We start from the raw sequence: 16,979 nt of genomic DNA, 5'->3' as shown, positions 1-16,979 counted from the left end.
CAGTTGATTGATCAATCCGGTATCTGCCAGCCACGTGGTTAAAATCCCGCCAAGAATGACCCATGATAGAAAGTGAGGAAGATACGAAATGGTCTGAATGGATTTTTTGAACCGTGTAGACCGGATTTCATTCAGAAACAGAGCAAATACAATAGGTAACGGGAACCCGATCGCCAGCTTGAGCAGGCTAATGCCCAGAGTATTTTTGACAATATACCAGAAGTTATCATCCGCCAAGAAGGCGCGAAAATGTTCTAACCCCGCCCATGGCGCGCTTGATATAGTACCAATAATGTCAAAATGTTTGAAAGCAATCAAAATGCCGTACATCGGAATGTAATGGAAAATAATCATCCATACCACTCCAAGCAGTGCCATGGTCTGCAAATGTTTTTGCCCACCCCATCTGCGGGCTAGTGATGTCCATCTCCCCGATCGGATGGGCGGCTGTGGCTGTGGATTTTTCCATCCTGTACTCATACAGAAGACCTCCCTTCTTTTTTGTGTAAGCACTTACATTTGTTATTTTAGAGGCTTCTGCTACTCATGAGTAGACCCGTTTTTTTTGATTTTGGTGTCTAAAGTTCAGGTGGAGGTAAAATCCATGCGCAAATTTCTTTCTGTCTTTGGATTTTCTATATCTATCAATTTACGAAAAAAGCTATCAGATGGTACGATAGGACTACATGAAATTCCAATCATTACCTATGTACTAGATCAGGAGGATTAAGAATGGAAGAATTGGTTCGTTCGATTCAGAAGCAGGTTCGGATAAAAAGGTTTGCCTGCTGGGCAGGGCTCATCATGTTTGGCCTGTGTACTTTAGTTGGCGTTGCGGCTGAGGAATGGTTTATGGCGCTCCTGGGGCTCGCAATGACAGTCTTATCGATCTATGGATTAACCATGATGCGTGGTATGACGAAGTTTAGTAAAGAGTATCAACCGGGAAAGGGCTACGGTTATTATCGCCGTACGGTTCAGCAAAAGCTACGTTATTTGACTTGGGGACAATGGTTACTGGGCGGTTTTATCGTTCTGATGTTCTTTATATATCACGTCCGTCTTAGTGCTTTTCTAATAGCTATCCTAGGAATCTTGACCATTCAGTTCAATATCAAAAAACGAATCAAAAATCATCAGGAGCCCGATGTCGCGGAGTTGGATGAGTTTGTACGGATGGGGATTGTTTCCCCGCATGAGCAGACTATTGGAGTGTATAAAGATTTCCTGCACCTTAGCCATACGTTTCAGGGTAACCAAATTGTTATCGTTACAGACAAACGACTAATATCTGTGTTTGTAGAGGAACAAGGGCGTGCGCTGAAAACGGAAATGCTACTATCAAGTATAAACAAAATACGTGCAATCGGTACCGGTTTTCAGGGTCAAGGTTTATTGCTGTCTGTAAGCAACCGTGACCATAACGAGCTTCACATTCATATGGTCGGGAAAAGCATTTACTTTTCTCCAGAGCAATTCGTGGGCTCCTTACTACGGGCACTGGACGCAGCTTTAAAAATTGGATCATACAGTAAGGAAGAAACATTCCCCGCTTACCAACAGACAAGGATTTCATTGCATCCATTAGAACAAGGTTTGTTGCACAAGCCTACAACTGCTTAAATATTCCTCATAAAAACGCCAAATAGTAAGCAAGCCCTGATCTTAATGAGCTTACTTGCTATTTGGTTAATTAAGGAATCCTATTTTTTACCATTCCAACTTATTAATGATTGGCTCCATGATAAAACACGGTGATAAGATCATGACTAGTAACAAACACCAGCAAACTAAACAGACTGAGCGACAGCGATCGTGAAATCAATTTTTTCATCCTTCAACACTCCTTTTAGAATAGTTATATATTGGTCTTGCTGTGTTGCCGTAGCTTGGGATCTAAAAATCTCAAATATAGCAGTACATTTTCTAAACTCATGCTCATGTTCCATACCCAGGGTATCGGACAGCTTGAGAGATTGCAGAATATAGCCTAAAGCAACCGTAAACTGTCGCAGCTTTATATAATAAAGAGCCAGCTGATAACAGAAGCGAAAATAATAGGACACATTCACAGGCTCTTCAAAATATTTGAAATCTTCAATTTGTTCGGCAAATGATTCAAGCACACGTTCTAAAGGATAGTCATGTCTGGCTGCTCCCTCAACAATGGAAAGAAGTCCTGGTAACAACTCTTCTGGATTGTCACGAAGAAATTGAATATATTCCTGCAGCACTTCGGAACGACCTGACAAAATATCAAGAGCATATAAATTGGCTCTCGCAGCATGGCGATAATATTCCACCTCTGCTTCTCCAGATGGATCAAGACCATTGAACCAGCCCAGCTCAGCATATTTTTCGATGCAATCCCGGGCGGCCTCATATTTGCCCTGTTTTTGGAAGGCCATGCCTCTCATAAGATGACTGTAGCCGTAATAATAGACTAGCGGCCGTTTGGTATGTATGGGTTGTATAGGTTTCTTGCACGCTTTGTAAAGCTGCAATTCCTGATACTTCTGGCTGACATGGGTATACAGCTGGTCGCATAAAGCGATCATATGGGTACCATCCATAAATGAAAAGGACAGCTTAATCATGTTAACAAGTGTGTCTAGATCTGTGATGTCAGAGTGAACGAGATCATCCACCCTCCCCACCTCCTTGTCCGACTTTTGTACTCATCAACAACAATATCTATATTCTATCTAAAAAATAACTTAATTACGTATTTATTACGTAATTAAGTTATATCATAAAATCAAACATGTGGCAAGGAATTTATAATATATTCCAGTTTCCAAAATGCAGATGCCTATAGAGCATTCATTGGTTCAGTTCCATATGAAGCAACGGAAATGCCCGGCCTGATCCATCCAGCGCAGATCGTCCTGTTTGTTTAAAACCATAATGTCTATAGAAAGCATGCGCCTTCTCGTTTTGCTCATTCACATCCACTTTGAGGTGGGACCCTTTTATTTGTTCAGCATGCTGGATGAGTCGGCTGCCTGTGCCCTGTCCATGCCGTTTGGGGTCGACAAATAGCATTTCTATTTTCTGACCGTCCAGCCCGATAAAACCTGTCGGCTCTTGAAGTTCAGTACATTCCATCCAAACTTCAATTTCTCTTAAAGCGCCGTTGCGTACGATATGATGGTAAAATTGAATGTCCTCTTCAGACAAAAATGTGTGCGTTTGGCGTACTGCCCGATGCCAAATATCTACGAGTTGATCATGATTTTCTTCCCGATAAGCAATAATTTTATGTTGCACTGTAGTTCCCCCTTATTCGAATATCCATATCGCATGTATTGCAGTAAGTTTAACAGCGTATTTAGAGGCATTCAAACACAAAAAAGGAAGCGGATCTATCCGCCTCCTTGAGATTAAAGCCCTTTACAACGTTACACCATTTTTGAAAATAGCAAGCTCCCTGAAATTGTTTTTCTCATTATTTACCCAGGTTCCGCTGGCTACATCGATAATGTAATCGACAAAGTGGCGGAGTGCATCTTCCATACTTACATCCTCCACCAGTGAACCGGCGTTATAGTCGATCCAGTGAGGTTTGGCCTTATATAGCGGCGAGTTGGTCGATACCTTCATCGTCGGAACGAAGGAGCCAAAAGGCGTGCCGCGTCCGGTTGTGAATATGACGAGCTGACAGCCCGCCGCAGCAAGAGCTGAAGAAGCAACCAGATCGTTCCCAGGCGCGCTAAGCAAATTAAGCCCCTTAGTCTTGAGACGCTCACCATACTGAATAACATCAGTGACCGTAGAAGACCCGGATTTTTGCGTACAGCCTAGTGATTTGTCCTCCAGTGTCGTGATGCCCCCTGCTTTATTGCCCGGTGACGGATTCTCGTACACTGGCTGCTTATAATCCAGAAAATATTGTTTGAAATCGTTGATCAAATTTACGATCTTATCAAATACTTGCTCATCGGCAGCGCGCTCCATTAAAATCGTCTCCGCGCCGAACATCTCGGGCACCTCTGTCAGTACGGTCGTTCCACCCTGTGCAGCCATATAATCCGACAGACGCCCAAGCAGTGGATTGGCTGTAATGCCCGAGAGGCCGTCAGACCCGCCGCACTTTAAACCGATGTTCAGCTCAGACAAAGGTACAGGCTGCCGCCGATCTTCTTGCACGGCCGCAAAAATTTCATGAAGCAGCTTTACTCCTTCCTCCACTTCATCCGACACCTCCTGGGAAAGCAAAAACTTTACCCGCTCCGAGTCGTATTCACCGATGGCTTCTTTGAATTCTTTCATTTCATTGTTCTCACAGCCCAAACCAAGTACCAGTACGCCACCTGCATTCGCGTGTTTCACAGCATCAATCAAAATCGTGCGTGTATGTGCATGGTCGTCGCCCAACTGAGAACACCCATAGTTATGCTTGAGCACAAGTGCGTTTTCAAAAGGCGAGAGATCTCCCACTTCCTGCTTGAAGCGATTTAAAATGAGTTCGGCAATTCCATTCACACAGCCAACTGTCGGCACAATCCACAACTCATTGCGAATCCCTACACGACCATCCTTCCGTCGAAATCCTTGAAATGTCCGATTTTCCTGTTCATATATACGCGGAGCTGGCTTAGGATTGTAAGTGTATTCCTCCACACCGGTCAGATTTGTTTTCGTATTATGCGTGTGCACATGCTGCCCTGCCTGAATGGGCTGAATGGCATGACCGATGGGATAGCCGTATTTCAGAACATGCCCGCCTTCAGGTATGTCCTGTAGCGCAATTTTGTGCCCGCGCGCTACATCCTCGGCCAGCTCCACGCGTTGTTTTTGTTGTGCTCCCCATGTCAGCGTCTCTCCCTGCTTGTAATCACGCAAAGCGACAGCCACGTTATCTTGATCATGAATTTGAATGAATTCCAGCATTCCAGTCTCCTCCTTGCTTATGCTCCGGGGACGCTGTTCCCCATTAGAGAATCGAGCGTCTCCTTCATTCCTCTGCTTGTAATTTCATACACGTGCTGCGCCGTTTGTTCAGCCAGCCCTTCGATCTGATTCAGGTCTTGACCCCACCATGTTTGCTTGCCGAGTACCTGCTCAGTTAATTGTTTCGCTCCAGCGAGAGTTCCGTCATACGTGCTCCACAGTTCGCCAAACGTGCTTAACACTTCCGCTTCGTCTGCCAATGCAATCGACTCCCCATCCCTGTCTCCCCGGTAAAATACGAGTAGGGAGGCCAGTGAAAATACGATTTTGGCAGGCAGCGCCTTATGCTGTGCCACATACTGGAGCAAGGATGGCAAGTTCCGTGTCTTGAACTTGGACACCGAATTTAAGGAGATGCTCATGACATAATGACTTACATAGGGATTACGGAACCGTTCCATCACATCGTCCGCATATACATTCAATTCCGCTTCTGGCGAGTCCAGTGTCGGAATAATTTCTTCTCGAATCAACGACTGGATAAATCCCCCCATAACATCATGCTCGACCGCTTGCCCTACCGTATCCAGGCCATATAAGTAGGCTACAGGTGTTAGCGCCGTATGTGCCCCATTCAAAATGCGCACCTTCCGTGTACGATATGGCGCCATATCGTCGACAATCAGTACATTCAATCCGGCCAAATGAGCAGGTAATTCCTCTTTAAGCCATTGTGGCCCTTCAATAACCCATAAATGATATTGTTCACCCACAACGACCAAATCGTCCTTGTAACCTAATTCTGCTTGAATCTCATGAATCCGGTCTTTGGGATAGCCAGGTACAATTCGATCCACCAAACTGTTGCAGAACGTATTCGATTCCTCCAACCATGCAATGAACTCAGACCCAAGCTCCCATTGGTCCGCATATTTCAGCACGATTTCCTTGAGAGCGTCGCCATTACGGTCGATGAGTTCGCACGGAATGATTACCAGTCCCTTGGTTGAATCGCCCCTGAAAAATTGAAAGCGCTTGTACAAAAAGGCAGTCAGTTTGCCTGGAAAGCTCTTTTGCGGACGATCTTCCAATTGATCCTCAGGCGCATAAGCGATCCCTGCCTCCGTCGTGTTCGAAACAACAAAGCGCAGCTCCGGCTTTTGGGATAATGCTTCATACTCCAAAAATTCCGGGCCGTAAGGATTAATTCCACGAGTAACACACTCCACAACGGTATGCTCCTTCATGGCCCGCCCTTCCTTAATTCCTTCAAGGATAACCGTATAGAGACTATCCTGCACGTTAAGCTTCTCCACCAGGCCTCCTGGTTGCGGTTGTACAATCACAACCCCTGTATTCCATTCTCTCAGCTTATTCATTTTGTCAAATTGCCAGTCTACAAAAGCACGCAGAAAGTTCCCTTCCCCGAATTGCAACACCCTTTCAGGAAACGGTTCTGCAACAATAAAGCTTTTTCGGTTTAATTGGTCTAATTCATCTACTTGTTTCATCCGGAGTAACCTCCCACTAGTACCATAATGATTTCACCGTTATTTTAACATAATGCACACGTTAACAAAATAGTTTTATCAATATTTTTAGTTTTAAAAAATAATAATGACAATAATATGAACACGTTAACATGTACATTTATATAAAAAACTGCTAATATCTCGTCTTTTTTCTGTTGTTTCGCACCTGAGCCAAGACGGTTAAGGCTAACTATCACCCTATCCCGAGATCTTGTTTATATATACATTCAGGAGAATAGCCGCAAGATAGCACGGGCAGGATAAAACTACTTACTGAGCAGGAGGAGCATCTATGAAGACAATCGCAGATACTATTGTACAAGTTTTGGTCAATGCAGGGGTCAAGCGAATCTACGGCATCGTTGGCGATTCATTAAATAATATGGTGGATTCCATTCGCAGCAATGGTCAAATTGAATGGATTCATGTAAGGCACGAAGAAGTGGCTGCCTTTGCAGCCGGAGCAGATGCTGACCTTAGCGGCAGCATTGCCGTATGTGCCGGTAGTAGCGGTCCCGGGAATCTGCATTTGATTAACGGTTTATATGATTGCCACCGCAATCGGGTGCCTGTACTTGCGATTGCAGCTCATATTCCAAGTGGTGAAATCGGAAGTGAGTATTTTCAGGCTACGCACCCCGAGCATCTTTTTGGAGAATGCAGCCACTTTTGCGAGATGATTACGACGCCACGTCAAATTCCAAGAATGGTGACTATGGCTATTCAGGAGGCCATTTCACGTTCAGGCGTCTCCGTCATTGTGCTTCCCGGGGATGTGGCAGCTTTAGAAGCAGAAAAGGTCCCCACCCCTGAACATGTCTATCACCCTACAACGCCAGTCGTCCATCCGTCCGCTTCTGAAATTTCCCGGTTGGCTGAATATTTGAATAACGGTAAACGAATTACGCTGCTATGCGGTGCAGGCTGTGCTCAATCTCACGACTTGCTTATGCAGCTGTGTGACAAACTAAAGTCTCCCATGGTATCCGCTCTGCGAGGCAAGGAATATTTGGAATATGACAATCCCTATTATGCTGGATTGACAGGATTGATCGGGTATTCCTCCGGGTACCATGCAATGATGGATTGTGACGTTCTGCTCATGCTCGGAACAGATTTCCCTTACAGACAATTCTATCCTGAAGATGCGATTGTCCTACAGGTCGACATAGAGCCGTCCCATCTCGGCAGACGCACTCCATTGACATATGGTGTATGCGGAGATGTAAGGACAACGTTGGAAATGCTGCTTCCCCATCTAACATCAGAGCATGATTCCAGGCATCTGGAAAAAACCGTCTCCCATTATGCCAAGGTACGTCAGGAGCTGGACGATCTGGCAGTTGGTAAACCAGGCCATATGCCGATCCATCCGCAATATCTCGCCAAGATCATCAGTGATACTGCCCAAGAAAATGCTATTTTCACTTGCGATGTCGGTACTCCCACTGTATGGGCGGCGCGTTATTTGCAAATGAACGGTCAGCGCCGGCTTCTCGGTTCCTTCAATCATGGTTCAATGGCAAATGCACTGCCACAGGCAATCGGTGCGCAGGCCACTGAGCCTGACCGACAAGTGATTGCCCTCTCAGGCGATGGCGGACTTACGATGCTAATGGGCGACCTGCTCACCCTAAAGCAGCATCAACTGCCTGTAAAAGTTATTGTTTTCAACAACGGCGCACTCGGTTTTGTCGAGTTGGAAATGAAAGCGGCCGGATTCCTGGAAAGCGGAACCGAACTGGTTAACCCCGATTTTGGTGCTGTAGCACAAGCCATGGGGCTCAAGGGCATCCGGGTTGAAGACCCGACCATGCTGGAGGATGCCATTCAGCAAGCATTGGCTCATGACGGCCCTGTTGTGGTAGATGTGGTGGTGAACCGTCAGGAGCTGTCCATGCCACCTAAAATTAACCTTAAGCAAGCAGAAGGTTTTACCCTATGGATGATGAAAGCCGTGCTCAACGGACGCGGAGACGAGATTGTTGAACTGGCTAAAACCAATCTCTTTCGTTAAATCCATGATGAGGCAGTGCTCATTTCAACCAAAAAAAGGGGCAGGAACAGTGCTTAAACATTGTTCCTGCCCCTTTGGGGCCTGCCTCTATTACATAACAAAACTCAGCGTGGCCTTTGGGCCGTCGATTTCCGTTTCATCAGCACGGTTTCCATAAATATAAGCTCGCCCTCAGTGGACGGTGACTGAATTCGTTCCAGAATGCAAGCGGCGCCGCGCTCACTAATCTGCTCAATCGGTCTTTTGACCGTCGTCAACGGTGGAGTCGTATACATCGAGAAACCGATATCGTCAAAGCCAATGACAGAGATATCTTCTGGTACCTTCAAGCCATTTTCAAATACCGCATTCATCGCACCAATAGCCATATCATCGTTAGAGCAAAATACCGCTGTCGGCGGTTTTTCCAAGGCAAGCAGCTGCTTCATTGCCAGACTTCCGCTTTCCGTGTCATAGTGGCCCTGCACGATATATTCATGTCGGATCGGCTTACCATGATCTATCAATGCATTCATGAAACCCTCACGGCGCTGCTGGGTAGATTTGAAGCCTTCCACCCCTTCAATGATCGCAATGCGTTCATGCCCACTTTCAACGAGAAAGGAAACCGCTTCATAAGAGCCTTCCTTATCATTAGAAATCACATTTACAATTCCAGCCCCAGGCACCTGCCGGTTCAGCACAACAAGCGGAATACCTTGACCAAGCACATGGTAAATAAAAGGGTTGTCCGCCTCACTCTGGCTCATCAGAATGATGCCGTCAAAACGCTTGCGATGAATAGCAGAAAAATCAGCATAATCGTCAATTCCTCGCACAAACAGATTGTAATCCACACCAATGACGTTATTAACTCCACGGATGGTATCCGCAAAAAAACTGGAGCTGGTGCCTTCTGAAATACTGGTGAAAAATAAACCAATCGTATGCGAGCGCTGGAGAACCAGGCTTTTGGCATTGTAATTTGGAGTGTAATTGAGTTGCTCTGCCAACTCCATAATTTTGCGTTTCGTATCTTCTTTAATCAGCGGGCTGTTATTCAGCGCCCGGGAGACGGTTGTATGGGAAACATTAGCCAGTTTGGCAATGTCTTTGATGGTAGCTGCCATATACGTATCCTTTCCTTAGTGAGGCTCTAAAAAAATTATATACCCACCATACCACAGGAGCCGCCCGGAAAAGAAGACTTTCACAAATTATACGCGATTGTCCGCATGTCGACGCTGTAATTCTTGAACCATTTCTGCATGTCTGCTGTCTGTCAGCTTGTACATTTTACCCATCACCAGCATGGCCAAAGCCAGGGCAACAGCCGGATAAAGACAAAGCAAAGCTTTGATTCCAAGCAGTGTTCCAGAGGATTGAACCACATTCGGAACATAACCGACGAGCGCCAGTCCAATACCCGATAGAAAACCAGACAAGGATTGAGCCAATTTACGTGAAAAGTTAAATAAGGAGTAAGTAATCCCTTCCTTGCGCTCCCCGGATGACCATTCGCCATAATCAATGATATCGGATACAAATGCCCAGGTAACCCCGTTGGGAATACTAATGCCGATGAACGAAATACTGGCCAAAACGGTGAAAATATATACATTGGAAGGCATCAAAAAGTTGACGGAATCGGCAAAGACGCTAACCAGCATCCCCAGGATGGCTGTTTTTCGTTTACCAAAGCGCCGTACCAGTTTGGGCAGGAACAATACACCCAGCAGCGATGAACCAATAATAATAAAATTCATATACGCCATTAATTCCACATGCCCTAAATTATATTCGGCAAAATAGATTAACAGTGCGGACTTGATATTGTACGCGGAAATGGTGAAAATCGTCATTAAAACGAGTACCAGCAAGGGTTTGTTATTCGTAAAAGTATGCACGATCACACCTAAAGATAGCTTCTCTTTTGGTCCAGACTGGCTAATAATACGTTCTTTCGTTCCTCGGTAACATATGATGAAAGCGATCACACCAATGAACGACATGATTCCCATGACCACCGGATAGCCAACATGATGGTTAGGAAACAATAAAATAAGCGGCATAACCACGACGCTGGTTACGAATAATGCGCCCAGTGATCCCGCCTGACGGAAAGATGACAACGAAGCACGCTGCTGAGTATCCTGCGTAATGGCTGCACCCAGCGAACCGTAAGGAATGTTTACAATCGAGTAGCCAATTCCCCAGATCATATAGGACGCATAGGCGTAAATGAGCTTGCCTGTGGGCGAAATATTCGGCGAAATAAAAGTAAGAATCGTAAGAATTGCAAGGATAACGCTTCCAAAGACAAGAAAAGGTCTAAATTTCCCACGTGTACTGATATGTTTGCGATAATCAACAAAGGACCCAACAACGGGATCACAGACGGCGGCAAACAGCTTGCTGACCAAGAAAATGCCTGCTGCGGCTCCTGCAGAGACTCCTGCAACATCCGTAAAAAACTTCAGCAAATACAACTGCCCCAAATCAAACATGAATCCGTTTCCAAAGTCGCCCATACCATACGAAATCTTTTCTTTCAGGCTAATATGCTCATCTGTCTTGTTGTCAGTTTGGACGCTCTCCTGTACGATAGGCACTCCCATACCTACACACTCCTCTATTCTCGTAATTATTTTCACATACTTATTGAAATCTATTTTGCTTACAGATTGCTCTTGCCGGGAGTTTGGTACAAGCTCCTAGCAAGAGCTCTTTTTTACTAAAATTAATGAGTTCTCAGTTTAGAGAGCAACATCATTGACTATGAACAACCGTTGGGAAGTTAAAATATTGCTCGGCGTTATTGTAGCAAATATTTTGTACCATGGCTCCGACCAGTTCCAGATCCTTAGGAGCTTTGCCTTCCTGAACCCATGTTCCGATTAAATCGCAAAGGATACGGCGGAAATATTCATGACGTGTGTAGGATAGAAAACTGCGGGAGTCCGTGAGCATACCAATAAAGCGGGACAGCACTCCGTAATTAGCCAGCAGCTTCATCTGCTCCTGCATGCCTTCGATATGGTCGTTAAACCACCATGCAGTACCAAACTGGATTTTTCCCACTGTACCGCCAGATTGGAAACTGCCTGCGAGACTCGCTAGTACTGGATAGTCGACCGAATTAAGCGAATACAAAATGGTTCTCGGCAGCCCACCTGCCAGTTCCTGTGCGTCCAGCAATGCTGCCAGTGAACGAGCGATCGAACCATCATTTACAGCATCGTAGCCTGTATCTGGTCCCAAACGACGGAACATCGCCGTATTGTTGTTGCGCAACGCGTGAATATGGTACTGCATCGCCCAGCCGTGTTCTGCATACTGTTTGCCAAGGAAGACCAGTACGTACGACTTGTATTTCGCCTCTTCCAAAGGAGTCACATGGCCTTCCTTCAGCGCCTTGCTAAAGATGGCTGCCGCTTCCTCAAGTGTTGCTTCTTCATAAACTACAGTATCCAGCGCATGATCAGATACCCGGCCCCCAGCAGCATGAAAATGGCGTACCCGACTTGCCAGCGCGTTCAAAAATCCTTCAAGCCCGGAAACGTCCAATCCGCTGACTTCTCCCAATCGAGCCACCCAAGGCTGGAAGGTTTCACGATTAATTTCCAAAGCTTTGTCGGGACGGAAGCTTGGCAGCACAGCAACTGGGAAATCGGTCAGCCTGCTGATTTGCTTGTGATACTCAAGATGGTCGGTTGGATCATCCGTGGTGCACACGACAGTTACCTTCGAGTTCACAATCAGATCACGCGCCCCAAAGCCGGGTCCCTGCAGCTTTTGGTTTACCTTTTCCCAGATCACAGGTGCATTCTGTTCATTTAGCAGCTCATAAACACCAAAAAAGCGTTGAAGCTCCAAATGCGTCCAATGGTACAGCGGGTTGCCGATCAGCGTAGGTACAGTTTTGGCCCAGGCCAGAAACTTGTCATAATCTTCACCATCACCTGTGATCAAACGCTCCTCGACCCCATTGGCCCGCATAAGTCTCCACTTGTAATGATCCCCGTATAACCAGGCTTCCGTAATATTCTTGAACTTTTTATTTTCATAAATTTCTTGCGGGCTTAAATGGCAATGATAGTCGATAATCGGCATATCCTTGGCATACTGATGATATAAGGCCTCAGCCGTTGGATTGCTCAACAAAAAGTTTTCGTCTAAAAACGTTTTGGTCATTACTTTCTCATCCCTTCTATAATCGTGTTTCTTAACAATTTGTTAACGTTAACAAAAATGTCCGAGACACTACTTTCCTTTTAACAATTACATTCTCCATGACGTAATAATCCCTATGGCTGTACAGGAATATACAGCTATAATATGATGCCTGTACATCATGCCATACTATTTTGGTTCACCTTAAATTTAATGTTTACGTTAACAACAATTACATTGTAACCGCTATCCTTTGTAGAGGAAAGTGATTTTTATCATGTGAGCAGATAAAAATGATCTGCCCCCATTTGGGACAGATCTGTTCTAAACCTTCTCGATGGCCGACACCACAAGAAAATTCCACAAATTTTAATTTCCGCGATAAATCAAACTTTGAAAACGTTTTATACGATTTTCTCTTTTTTTCTGAAAATTTCTTTCTTGAAAATACCAGTTATTGTATTATAATTGCAATATACATCCATTGATTTACATTGAAAGTATTTCATTAATTTATTTCACAGACGAAGAAGAAGAGGTGGTAGCATTGAGTACAAAAGTGAAAGCTGTTGAAACTAAAACCAAAGCCGATACAAAAGGAGCCGACCTTGTTGTCGATTGTTTGATCAACCAAGGGGTTACCCATATTTTTGGCATTCCAGGTGCCAAGATCGATTCTGTTTTTGATGTTCTTCAAGATCGGGGGCCGGAATTGATCGTATGCCGTCATGAACAAAATGCCGCCTTCATGGCAGCAGCGGTCGGTCGCTTAACCGGTAAACCGGGCGTATGCATTGTTACCTCAGGTCCAGGCGCATCTAACTTGGCGACAGGACTTGTCACCGCGAATGCAGAAAGTGATCCTGTCGTCGCCATTGCGGGTGCAGTCCCAAGATCCGAACGCTTGAAGCGCACACATCAATCTATGGATAATGCCGGACTATTCGAACCTATCACCAAATACAGTGTAGAAGTAGAACACCCCGATAATGTACCGGAAGCCATAGCTAATGCATTTCGGATTGCGACCTCAGCCCAGCCTGGAGCCACATTCGTCAGCCTGCCGCAGGACGTGTTGACTTCGTCATCTGAAGTAACAGCTATTGAGAAGGTTTCTCTTCCCCAACTCGGAACCGCACCCGCCGGACTTATCAAACAAGTCGCAGGCCAAATCAGAAAAGCCAAGCTGCCCGTACTTCTTCTCGGTATGAAAGCCAGCACGCCTGAAGCCACCGCCGCTATCCGTGCTCTCATTCGAGATACAGATCTGCCTGTTGTCGAAACCTTCCAGGCCGCCGGAGCCATCTCCCGTGAACTGGAAGACCACTATTTTGGAAGAGTGGGTCTGTTCCAAAATCAACCGGGTGATATGCTTCTTGGAGCCGCAGATCTGGTACTGACGATTGGCTATGATCCTATCGAATACGATCCAAAAAACTGGAACGTTCCAGCAAACCGAACACTCATTCATCTGGATGACCGTCAAGCAGATATTGATCATGATTATCAACCGGACTACGAGTTAATCGGGAATATAGGCCTGATTGTAAGTGGCCTTGCAGAAGAATTGCCTACCTTAAAGCTACCTAAATCCTCCTGCGACCAATTGGATCGTCTGCGCCATGATCTGAACGAGCAAGCAGCTGTTCCAGCACACAAGCACGATTTTCTGATTCATCCATTGCAATTTATTCGCACACTGCGCAGCCTGATTGATGATAGCGTCACAGTCACCTGTGATGTCGGTTCACACTACATTTGGATGGCACGTTATTTCCGTTCGTATGAACCGCGGCGCCTTCTGTTCAGCAACGGAATGCAGACGCTGGGCGTAGCGCTGCCTTGGGGGATTGCTGCCACACTCGTCAATCCAGGTCAAAAAGTCGTTTCTATTTCTGGAGACGGGGGATTTCTTTTTTCATCCATGGAGCTGGAAACCGCTGTACGCCTTAACTCACCGCTCGTGCATATTGTATGGAGAGATGGTACCTATGACATGGTCGCTTTCCAACAACAGATTAAATACGGCAGAACGTCTGGCGTGAAATTTGGAGATGTCGATGTCGTAAAATATGCGGAAAGTTTCGGGGCCACCGGGTTACGCGTGCACTCACCTGAAGAACTGGAAAGCGTATTGCAGCAGGCACTTCATACAGATGGTCCTGTGGTCGTTGATATTCCAATTGACTATCAGGATAATGTTCAATTAGGACGCAAGCTGCTGCCAAACCAATTAAACTAATCTCGACTATAGCTCACTCGTGACGGCTTTGTGACAATTTAGGGAGTTTATCATTTTTTTAATGATTTTTTTAAGTTGTTTATGTTATTTACTGAAATTTTACGTTTATTATTGAAACAGAACGAAAATAATTGTATACAATTACAAAAGGAAGTGTATTGCCATGACCGTTGCAGAACTGGAAACCAAGCAAGAAACTGATCATGATATTTACCAAACGTCCACCATGCTTGCTTTATTAGATGGTCTTTATGACGGCGTTGTTGCCTTTGAGGAGCTGCAAAAGCACGGAGATTTTGGACTCGGTACCTTTGATCAACTGAATGGCGAGATGATCGCGTTCGATGGTGAATTTTATCACCTGCTTCCAGACGGTACGGCCCATCGCGTAAAACCAGAAGAAACTACTCCGTTTTCCACCGTCACCTTTTTTCGTGAAGATTTCACATATACGATTGACCATCCCATGCACCGTGAAGAGCTGGAAGCTTTGCTGCTAAAGCTGTTTCCAAGCCGTAATCTGTTCTATGCCTTCCGTATGGATGGCACTTTTCGTGAAGTAAAGACACGTACCGTGCCTCACCAGGTGAAGCCTTACAGACCTTTTATTGAAGCGACTAAATCGCAGCCTACCTTTACTTTCAATGAAACTTCCGGCGTAGTCACAGGCTTTTGGACACCTGCCTATGCTCAAGGGATTGGAGTAGCCGGATTTCACCTCCATTTTATTAATGACGAACGTACTGGTGGCGGACATGTTTTTGATTTTGTTGTCGACAAGTGCACAATTCGTATTTGTCAAAAATCCAATCTGCATCTTGTGCTGCCCGAAACACCAGATTACTTGAAGGCTAATTTGTCCAGAGTAGACCTGGAGAAAGAAATTGCTGTCACCGAAGGTGCGCAATAACACGGCATATAGATCGTCAAGATACGCCCCTATAGCTAGACAATAAAAGGCAAAAGATCACAGTCAGAGAGCAGTAGCCTCTTTTTCTGACTGTGATCTTTTTATATACGAATGTATATACATGATACTGCTTATGTTCTCACTCGGTTCTCCCTATACCTCAACCTGATCCAGTTTATCTGCATAATATTGAATGGCACGTGAATATTCCTGTGTAGATACATCCGAGCTCGTCTCAGCAATTTCCATAAGCAGCCCTTGCATGGCTTTCCCGTATTCCCCCAGATTGTATAACACCATAGCGTAAAATATCCGAAACGGTCTGTAATCTGGAAATTCGTTTATTCCTGTGTCCAACCATGCTTTCGCCTTGGCGTAATCTCCCAATACACGATATGTACTGCTTAATCCCAGGATGGCTCCTCTCCTTGATTCTGCGGATAGTGCCATACCTAGGCTTTTTTCATAAAAGGGAACCGCATCCTTTTCTAAGCCTAATACGTCATGCGTCCAGGCTGTTTGATACCATAACTCCGCATCTTTTGGCTCCTGCTTCAGTGCCTCTAACAGAAGCTTACGTGCTTCCTTTGCTTGACCTGTACGTCTTAGCTCACTGGCTTTTGCAATCATATGATCCATGCTAATTCCCCACTTTTTATTCTAGACTATTTCCTTGAGATACATGTTACCTGACATTTGAATACGATGTAAATGGAAGTTCGCCAAAAATATGAAGCACAAAAAAACGACTCTCCGTTTAGGAAAGCCGCTATAGATTAGTTGTCACCCGTTATTTAACCTTCAACGATCCTGTGCTTAGAATACCCGCTACACGTTGCGTGTCGAAAATACGGGATAGCTCCTCCACTGCCGTCAAGTACAGCAGGCCGTTGCCCTCCAGCTTAGGAGAATTGCCGAGTGGAATCGTGCGTTTGATGAGTTGGGCGTATAATTCTGCTTCGGTGAGATCACGCTCAAAGCTCGCATTGGCCAGCTGCTTAATCAACGCCAATGCACCTGCTACGTGCGGAGTAGCCATCGAAGTTCCGCTAAAGGTCGCATATTTACCGTCTGGAACCGTGGACAAAATATCTTCTCCTGGTGCGACCAAATCCACCTCATTATTAGAATTACTGAATTCTGAGGCATGTCTGTCAAAGTTGACAGCACCTACGCCGATCACTTCATTATAGCAGCCAGGGTAGCCGAGCTCGTCCGTTCTGTCGTCACCGT

Annotated in this window: 14 protein-coding genes; 4 read left to right on the top strand and 10 right to left on the bottom strand. The window is 45.4% G+C overall.

Annotated features, from left to right (window positions below; translation table 11 throughout):
- On the bottom strand, window positions 1-480 hold a 480-nt coding region (locus tag AC5V8P_RS12740; protein ID WP_495473662.1), incomplete at its 3' end, for an ABC transporter permease family protein.
- A 252-nt stretch (window positions 481-732) separates the two neighbouring features.
- Here AC5V8P_RS12740 and AC5V8P_RS12735 point away from each other — a divergent pair.
- Window positions 733-1,623, top strand: coding sequence for a hypothetical protein (locus AC5V8P_RS12735; RefSeq protein ID WP_064797950.1), 891 nt, complete (start codon window positions 733-735; stop codon window positions 1,621-1,623).
- A gap of 167 nt (window positions 1,624-1,790) precedes the next feature.
- On the opposite strand, the gene AC5V8P_RS12730 is transcribed toward AC5V8P_RS12735, so the two are convergent.
- The 4 genes from AC5V8P_RS12730 to AC5V8P_RS12715 all read right to left on the bottom strand — a co-directional run bounded on the left by AC5V8P_RS12730 (window position 1,791) and on the right by AC5V8P_RS12715 (window position 6,404).
- Window positions 1,791-2,648 carry a hypothetical protein gene (locus AC5V8P_RS12730; RefSeq protein ID WP_064797951.1) on the bottom strand — a complete coding sequence of 286 codons (858 nt, stop codon included), beginning with the start codon at window positions 2,646-2,648 and terminating at the stop codon, window positions 1,791-1,793.
- A 175-nt stretch (window positions 2,649-2,823) separates the two neighbouring features.
- Entirely contained in the window at window positions 2,824-3,270 is a 447-nt protein-coding gene (locus tag AC5V8P_RS12725; RefSeq protein ID WP_064797952.1) for an acetyltransferase, read from the bottom strand.
- A gap of 123 nt (window positions 3,271-3,393) precedes the next feature.
- Complete coding sequence (locus tag AC5V8P_RS12720) at window positions 3,394-4,893, bottom strand: UxaA family hydrolase (protein WP_064797953.1); 1,500 nt, start codon at window positions 4,891-4,893, stop codon at window positions 3,394-3,396.
- Window positions 4,894-4,910: 17 nt separating this feature from the next.
- Window positions 4,911-6,404 carry a tagaturonate reductase gene (locus AC5V8P_RS12715; protein ID WP_064797954.1) on the bottom strand — a complete coding sequence of 498 codons (1,494 nt, stop codon included), beginning with the start codon at window positions 6,402-6,404 and terminating at the stop codon, window positions 4,911-4,913.
- Window positions 6,405-6,717: 313 nt separating this feature from the next.
- On the opposite strand from AC5V8P_RS12715, the gene poxB reads away from it, so the two are divergent.
- A complete protein-coding gene (gene poxB, locus AC5V8P_RS12710) occupies window positions 6,718-8,442 on the top strand; it encodes a ubiquinone-dependent pyruvate dehydrogenase (protein ID WP_064797955.1) in 1,725 nt (574 codons plus the stop codon).
- A gap of 104 nt (window positions 8,443-8,546) precedes the next feature.
- Here the strand turns inward: poxB and AC5V8P_RS12705 are convergent, their stop codons facing one another.
- The 3 genes from AC5V8P_RS12705 to uxaC all read right to left on the bottom strand — a co-directional run bounded on the left by AC5V8P_RS12705 (window position 8,547) and on the right by uxaC (window position 12,615).
- Complete coding sequence (locus tag AC5V8P_RS12705; protein WP_064797956.1) at window positions 8,547-9,551, bottom strand: LacI family DNA-binding transcriptional regulator; 1,005 nt, start codon at window positions 9,549-9,551, stop codon at window positions 8,547-8,549.
- A gap of 87 nt (window positions 9,552-9,638) precedes the next feature.
- Window positions 9,639-11,039 (bottom strand): MFS transporter, encoded by a 1,401-nt coding sequence (locus AC5V8P_RS12700; protein ID WP_064797957.1) that lies wholly within the window; start codon window positions 11,037-11,039, stop codon window positions 9,639-9,641.
- A gap of 151 nt (window positions 11,040-11,190) precedes the next feature.
- Window positions 11,191-12,615, bottom strand: a complete 1,425-nt coding sequence (gene uxaC, locus AC5V8P_RS12695) for a glucuronate isomerase (protein WP_064797958.1) — start codon at window positions 12,613-12,615, stop codon at window positions 11,191-11,193.
- Between the two features lie 517 nt (window positions 12,616-13,132).
- Here uxaC and alsS point away from each other — a divergent pair.
- Together alsS and budA are read left to right on the top strand one after the other, a co-directional pair.
- Window positions 13,133-14,836: an acetolactate synthase AlsS gene (gene alsS / locus AC5V8P_RS12690; RefSeq protein ID WP_196771898.1), complete on the top strand. Its 1,704-nt coding sequence runs from the start codon at window positions 13,133-13,135 to the stop codon at window positions 14,834-14,836.
- Between the two features lie 163 nt (window positions 14,837-14,999).
- Window positions 15,000-15,746 carry an acetolactate decarboxylase gene (gene budA, locus AC5V8P_RS12685; protein ID WP_063208683.1) on the top strand — a complete coding sequence of 249 codons (747 nt, stop codon included), beginning with the start codon at window positions 15,000-15,002 and terminating at the stop codon, window positions 15,744-15,746.
- A 153-nt stretch (window positions 15,747-15,899) separates the two neighbouring features.
- On the opposite strand, the gene AC5V8P_RS12680 is transcribed toward budA, so the two are convergent.
- Together AC5V8P_RS12680 and AC5V8P_RS12675 are read right to left on the bottom strand one after the other, a co-directional pair.
- Window positions 15,900-16,385, bottom strand: coding sequence for a tetratricopeptide repeat protein (locus AC5V8P_RS12680; protein ID WP_063208685.1), 486 nt, complete (start codon window positions 16,383-16,385; stop codon window positions 15,900-15,902).
- A 151-nt stretch (window positions 16,386-16,536) separates the two neighbouring features.
- Window positions 16,537-16,979: S8 family serine peptidase (locus AC5V8P_RS12675; protein WP_495473661.1), on the bottom strand; the 443-nt coding region annotated here is incomplete at its 5' end.

Source organism: Paenibacillus sp. N119s, from assembly GCF_059447605.1.
Note: the sequence above shows the minus strand (reverse complement) of the source record. Positions and strands in the feature narration are given on the sequence as shown.

Excerpts from the sequence above, each read along its gene's own strand:
- AC5V8P_RS12735 (WP_064797950.1), top strand. The coding sequence starts at position 733 with ATGGAAGAATTGGTTCGTTCGATTCAGAAGCAGGTTCGGATAAAAAGG.
- AC5V8P_RS12720 (WP_064797953.1), bottom strand. The coding sequence starts at position 4,893 with ATGCTGGAATTCATTCAAATTCATGATCAAGATAACGTGGCTGTCGCT.
- AC5V8P_RS12715 (WP_064797954.1), bottom strand. The coding sequence starts at position 6,404 with ATGAAACAAGTAGATGAATTAGACCAATTAAACCGAAAAAGCTTTATT.
- poxB (WP_064797955.1), top strand. The coding sequence starts at position 6,718 with ATGAAGACAATCGCAGATACTATTGTACAAGTTTTGGTCAATGCAGGG.
- AC5V8P_RS12705 (WP_064797956.1), bottom strand. The coding sequence starts at position 9,551 with ATGGCAGCTACCATCAAAGACATTGCCAAACTGGCTAATGTTTCCCAT.
- AC5V8P_RS12700 (WP_064797957.1), bottom strand. The coding sequence starts at position 11,039 with ATGGGAGTGCCTATCGTACAGGAGAGCGTCCAAACTGACAACAAGACA.
- uxaC (WP_064797958.1), bottom strand. The coding sequence starts at position 12,615 with ATGACCAAAACGTTTTTAGACGAAAACTTTTTGTTGAGCAATCCAACG.
- budA (WP_063208683.1), top strand. The coding sequence starts at position 15,000 with ATGACCGTTGCAGAACTGGAAACCAAGCAAGAAACTGATCATGATATT.
- AC5V8P_RS12680 (WP_063208685.1), bottom strand. The coding sequence starts at position 16,385 with ATGGATCATATGATTGCAAAAGCCAGTGAGCTAAGACGTACAGGTCAA.